Annotated in this window: 5 protein-coding genes; 4 read left to right on the top strand and 1 reads right to left on the bottom strand. The window is 72.8% G+C overall.

Annotation, left to right across the window (positions count from 1 at the left end):
- Positions 1-710, bottom strand: a 710-nt coding sequence (locus ESO86_RS11505; RefSeq protein WP_165307698.1) for an ABC transporter ATP-binding protein, incomplete at its 3' end; no start/stop codon positions are given.
- A gap of 160 nt (positions 711-870) precedes the next feature.
- On the opposite strand from ESO86_RS11505, the gene hisS reads away from it, so the two are divergent.
- From hisS to ESO86_RS11485, 4 genes are all read left to right on the top strand, one after another.
- Complete coding sequence (hisS, locus tag ESO86_RS11500) at positions 871-2,130, top strand: histidine--tRNA ligase (RefSeq protein ID WP_129235134.1); 1,260 nt, start codon at positions 871-873, stop codon at positions 2,128-2,130.
- Positions 2,131-2,268: 138 nt separating this feature from the next.
- Complete coding sequence (gene eno, locus ESO86_RS11495) at positions 2,269-3,549, top strand: phosphopyruvate hydratase (RefSeq protein WP_129235132.1); 1,281 nt, start codon at positions 2,269-2,271, stop codon at positions 3,547-3,549.
- 74 nt (positions 3,550-3,623) lie between these two features.
- Positions 3,624-4,250, top strand: coding sequence for an FtsB family cell division protein (locus ESO86_RS11490; RefSeq protein WP_129235130.1), 627 nt, complete (start codon positions 3,624-3,626; stop codon positions 4,248-4,250).
- Positions 4,247-4,786, top strand: a complete 540-nt coding sequence (locus tag ESO86_RS11485) for a DUF501 domain-containing protein (RefSeq protein WP_129235126.1) — start codon at positions 4,247-4,249, stop codon at positions 4,784-4,786. Before ESO86_RS11490 ends, ESO86_RS11485 begins: the two co-directional genes overlap by 4 nt.
- Positions 4,787-4,833: the final 47 nt, after the last annotated feature.

The following is a 4,833-nucleotide window of genomic DNA, read 5'->3' as shown; positions in this document are numbered from 1 at the left end:
CGATCGCGGTCGAGGGAGCGGATGCGCCAGTCCCGCGCGGTCCGCTCGGCGCGCGCGACCTGGTCGGCTGCCGCGGTCACGCCGCCGGCGAGGTAGACGGCCTGGTCGGCCATCTCCTCGAGCTCGGCGAGCACATGGCTCGAGACGAGCACCGTGCGACCCTCGGATGCGAGCCGCCGCACGAGCGCGCGCAGTCCGGCGCGCGCGACCGGGTCGAGCCCCGAGGCGGGCTCGTCGAGGAGCAGCACCTCGGGGTCGTGGACGAGCGCGCGGGCGAGGCTCAGCCGCTGCTTCTGCCCGCGCGAGAGCACGCGGGTCGGACGGTCCGCGAGCTCGTCGAGGTCGACGAGGTCGATCAGCTCGTCGGCGCGCGCCGCCGCGGCATCCGTCGATCGGCCGTAGAGGCGGGCGCTCGTGACGAGCGCCTCGCGCACGGTGAGCGATGCCCACGATCCCAGCAGGTCGGGCATCCAGCCCATCCGCGCGCGGACCTCGGCCGGATCGGTCACGGGATCGAAGCCCGCCACCCGGATGGTGCCCGCATCGGGTCGCAGCAGGGACGCGAGCATGAGCAGCAGCGTGGTCTTGCCCGCGCCGTTCGGGCCGATGAGCCCGGCCACGTGGCCGGGCTCGACCGTGAACGTCGCGTTCCGCACGGCGTGCACGTCGCCGAACGCGCGTGCCACCCCGGACACCTCGATGCCGGCCATCCGACCTCCCTCGGGTCGGCGCTGCACCGACGCTACGGGAGCCTAGCGACGCAGGGGCGTCGGGGGATCGGGGATCGCACGGATGTGGAGAACTCCCTCCGGGCGCGTGCGCCACCGGGCACGGCGCGAGGCGCCATCCGCTGCTGGAAGAATGGAGCGCATGGCCCAGACCGTCACGCCCCCGCGCGGCATGCGCGACTTCCTGCCCGCCGAGAAGGCCCGCCGCGAGCACGCGCTCGCGGTCATCCGCGGGGTGTACGCGACGCACGGGTTCGACGAGATCGAGACGCCCGTCATGGAGGACTCGTCACGCCTGCACGCGGGGCTCGGGGGCGACAACGAGAAGCTCGCGTTCGCGGTCATGAAGCGCGGCATCACGCCCGACGACCTCGCCGCCGCCGCGGCATCCGGCGACGCCCTCTCGCTCGCCGACCTCGGGCTGCGCTACGACCTCACCGTGCCGCTCGCCCGGTTCTACGCGACCCACCGCGCCGCGCTGCCGCCGGTGTTCCGCGCCATCCAGATCGCGCCCGTGTGGCGCGCCGAGCGGCCGCAGAAGGGCCGCTACCGGCAGTTCGTGCAGTGCGACATCGACATCATCGGCGAGGCCGGGCCGCTCGCCGAGCTCGAGCTGCTCACCGCGACCGTCGGCGCGCTCGAGGCGCTCGGGCTCGAGGGGTGCCGCATCCGGCTGAACGACCGGCGCATCCTGGCCGGCATCCTCGGCTCGTGGGGCGTGCCCGGCGAGCTCCGCGAGCGCGCGCTCATCACGATCGACAAGCTCGACAAGATCGGGCCCGACGGCGTCGCCGCCGAACTCGCGACGCTCGGTGTCGAGAAGGCGGATGTCGCCGACGAGCTGCGGCAGCTCGCGACGGCGGACTGGCACCTCGCGGACGGCGTCGCGCCGCCACCCGCCTGGCTCGACCTCGACGCGTACCGCGAGCTCATGGCGCTCCGCGACGCCGTGCCTGGAACCGCGATCGACTTCGACCCCACGCTCGTCCGCGGCATGGGCTACTACACCGGCACGATCTTCGAGATCGCGCACCCCGACCACGGCTACTCGCTCGGCGGCGGCGGCCGCTACGACCACATGATCGGCCGGTTCCTCGGGCACGAGGTGCCCGCATGCGGGTTCTCGATCGGGTTCGAGCGCATCGTCGACCTGCTCGCCGTGCGCGACGAGGGGCGCCCGCGCTCGGTCGTGCTCGTCCACGACGCCGACCTCGCACCCGCCGCGCTGCTCTCGCTCAAGCACGAGCTCGTGGCATCCGGCATGCGCGTGCGGTTCGAGCGGCGCGTGAAGAACCTGCGCGGGCTGCTCGACCGCGTGACCGCCGACGGCTTCGACGCGTGGGTCCCCGTCACGGCCGGGACCACGGATGCCGCGTCCCTCGAGTTCCGCGACCTCGGCTGAGGCCTCCGCGAGCCCGTCGGGTCCGCGCGCCGGTCAGTCGCCGACATACGCGAGCGGGGCTCGGAACCGGGGTCCTAGACTGTCCTGCGGGCAACGACGGAGTCGTCCTCGCACATCCCCATCACAGAGGAGTTCACTGTGGCATTCATCGAAGCTGTCGGCGCACGGGAGATCCTGGATTCGCGCGGCAACCCCACGGTCGAGGTCGAGGTGCTCCTCGACGACGGGACCGTCTCGCGGGCCGCGGTGCCCTCGGGGGCATCGACCGGAGCGTTCGAGGCGTACGAGCTGCGCGACGGCGAAGCCGACCGCTACCTCGGCAAGGGCGTGCAGAAGGCCGTCGACGCCGTGCTCGACGAGCTCGGCCCGGCCATCGAGGACCTCGACGCCGCCGACCAGCGCGTCGTCGACGCCGCGCTCATCGAGGCCGACGGCACCGACAACAAGGGCCGACTCGGCGCGAACGCCATCCTCGGCGTGAGCCTCGCCGTCGCCAAGGCCGCGGCCGACTCGGCCGACCTGCCGCTGTTCCGCTACCTCGGCGGCCCCAACGCGCACGTGCTGCCGGTGCCGATGATGAACATCATCAACGGCGGCGCGCACGCCGACACCGGTGTCGACATCCAGGAGTTCATGGTGCTGCCCGTCGGCGCGCCGACATACTCCGAGGGGCTCCGCTGGGGCGTCGAGACGTACCACGCGCTGAAGAGCCTGCTGAAGTCGAAGGGGCTCTCGACGGGCCTCGGCGACGAGGGCGGCTTCGCGCCCGACCTCGCGAGCAACCGCGCGGCGCTCGACCTGATCGCCGAGGCGATCGGCAAGGCCGGCTTCACGCTCGGCACCGACATCGCGCTCGGCCTCGATGTCGCGTCGACCGAGTTCTTCGAGAACGGCGTGTACCGCTTCGAGGGCCAGGACCGCACGGCGGCCGAGATGAGCGCGTACTACGGCGAGCTCGCCGCCGCGTACCCGCTGGTCTCGATCGAGGACCCGCTGGCCGAGGACGACTGGGAGGGTTGGGCGACGCTCACCGAACAGCTCGGCTCGAAGCTGCAGCTCGTCGGCGACGACCTGTTCGTCACCAACCCGGCTCGCCTCGCGGACGGCATCGCGAAGCGCGCCGGCAACTCGATCCTGGTGAAGGTGAACCAGATCGGCACGCTCACCGAGACGCTCGACGCCGTCAAGCTCGCGCAGCGCGCCGGCTACACCGCCGTGCTGTCGCACCGCTCGGGCGAGACCGAGGACACGACGATCGCCGACCTCGCGGTCGCGACCGACTGCGGTCAGATCAAGACGGGCGCGCCCGCCAGGTCCGAGCGGGTCGCCAAGTACAATCAGCTTCTGAGGATCGAAGAAGAGCTCGGCGAGGCCGCGGAGTACGCGGGCCGCTCGGCATTCCCGCGCTTCACGGCGTGACGCGTACCTGAGACGCACGACGGGGGTGGCCGGTGGCCGCCCCCGTCGGTCATTCCAGCGAGGTGAGGAGGACGATGAACGCTGCACGTCGTCCCTCGCGTCCGGATCGCACCCAGGCGGGTCGGGGCTCGAAGTCCGCGCCGAGTGCGAAGCGCTCGACCGCTCCGAAGGGCGCGAAGCGCGCGCCGCGCCAGTCGATCCGCCAGGTCGCCGAGACCTGGCTCGCCGGCATCCGCTTCTCGGGGTTCTCGATCATCATGATGGGCGTGCTCGTGCTGGCCGTGGTCGTGCTCGCCCCGAGCATCGCGGCGTACGCGGCGCAGCGCCAGCAGATCGCCGAGCTGAAGGCCGACGTCGCCCGGCAGGAGGCCGAGGTCGCGCGACTCACGGAGGAGCGCGAACGCTGGAACGACGAGACCTTCATCGTCACGCAGGCGCGAGAGCGGCTCTACTACGTGCTCCCGGGCGAGGTGAGCTACCTCGTGATCGACGACCGAGACCCGGCCACGGCGATCACCGCCGACCGCGCGGTCTCCGCCGAGGTGACCGAGGCTCGGGGCGACTGGATGCAGACGATGCTCCGGTCGGTCATGACCGCCGGCCTGGCGCAGAGTGCGACGGATGCCTCGGGGCGGACGCCCGACCCGGCCGGAACCGAGTCCGACCCCACCGACCCACCCGCTGAAGAGGGGAACCGATGACCCGCCCGCCGTTCGAACCCGTCTCCGAGCGCGACCTCCGGATCGTCTCGGCGCAGCTCGGGCGACCCGCACGCGACGTCGTGGGCATCGCGGCGCGCTGCGCGTGCGGCGCGCCGACGGTCGTCTCCACGCGCCCGCGGCTGTCCGACGGCACGCCGTTCCCGACGTTCTACTACCTCACCCATCCGGTGGCGACCGCCGCGATGTCGTTCCTCGAGGCCGCGCAGCTCATGGTCGAGTTCACCGACCTGCTCGGCCGCGACGAGGACGTCCGCACCGCGTACCGCGCGGCCCACGAGCAGTACCTCGCCGACCGCGCGATGTTCGGCGTCGTCGAGGAGATCGCGGGCGTCTCGGCGGGCGGCATGCCCACTCGCGTCAAGTGCCTGCACGCGCTGGCCGGCCACGCGCTCGCCGCCGGGCCCGGAGTGAACCCGATCGGCGACCTGGCGCTCGAGCGGTCGACCTGGTCGCCCGACGTCTGCCGGTGCCCCGACTACGGCGTCGACGACGTCGAGGAGGGGGCGACCGCGTGAGCCGTGCCCGCACCCGTCGCACCCGGCCGGTCGGCCGGGCTCTCCCG

This window comes from Agromyces binzhouensis (genome assembly GCF_004135055.1).
Classification (GTDB): domain Bacteria; phylum Actinomycetota; class Actinomycetes; order Actinomycetales; family Microbacteriaceae; genus Agromyces; species Agromyces binzhouensis.
The sequence above is the reverse complement of the archived record's forward strand: the minus strand, read 5'-3'. Positions and strand labels throughout refer to the sequence as shown.